Here is a 686-nt window from a genome sequence, read left to right as displayed (position 1 = left end):
GTCCTCTGAGCCGGCTTTAGGCATAACGTGGCCGGTGTCCTGCGACGAGAATATCTGGCTTCTTGTCGTCGACAGACCCCGTCAGCGCGGGTGGTCGTACACACCGCGAGGGGACGCTGGGGGAATCCGACCGAGAGCGGTTACTGTGGCAGCGAGGCGAAAGATCACGCGTTCACAGATGGGATGAAGCTGGCAACTGGGACTCTACCTACGTCCGTAACCACGGTTGTAACCAGATGCTTGCGTAACATCTTTAGATAAATAATATCTATATGACGATGATGCCTCGTGGGTTCGACAGGGAACGTACCGAGATCCACAAACTTCGGTACCACTTTGTTTGGTGCCCGAAGTACCGCAAGCCGGTGCTTGAGGGCGAGGTACGTGACCGTCTCGAAGAACTCATCGAGGACAAAGCCGACGAACTCGGGTTAGAGATACTGGAGTTATCGATTCGCCCCGACCACGTACACCTGTTCATCACGGGGAGTCCGAAACTCGCACCGAACAAAATCATTCAGCAGGTCAAGGGCTACACCTCACGGAACCTCCGCGAGGAGTTCGACTTCGGCCTCCCCTCGCTGTGGACGCGCTCGTACTTCGTCTCAGGTGCGGACGACGTGTCCAGCGGGGTCACCGAGGAGTACATCGACGCCCAAGCAGGTGCGTAGTATGGAGCGGACCCT

The 686-nt window shown here is 57.1% G+C and carries 1 protein-coding gene; it reads left to right on the top strand.

The features are described from left to right. Positions 1-281 precede the first annotated feature (281 nt). A complete protein-coding gene (gene tnpA / locus EXE42_RS16270) occupies positions 282-671 on the top strand; it encodes an IS200/IS605 family transposase (RefSeq protein WP_137706987.1) in 390 nt (129 codons plus the stop codon). Positions 672-686: the final 15 nt, after the last annotated feature.

This window comes from Halorubrum sp. SP3, assembly GCF_005435195.1.
Taxonomy (GTDB): Archaea; Halobacteriota; Halobacteria; order Halobacteriales; family Haloferacaceae; genus Halorubrum; species Halorubrum sodomense.
This window is presented reverse-complemented; position numbering and strand designations above follow the sequence as displayed.

Excerpts from the sequence above, each read along its gene's own strand:
- tnpA (WP_137706987.1), top strand. The coding sequence starts at position 282 with ATGCCTCGTGGGTTCGACAGGGAACGTACCGAGATCCACAAACTTCGG.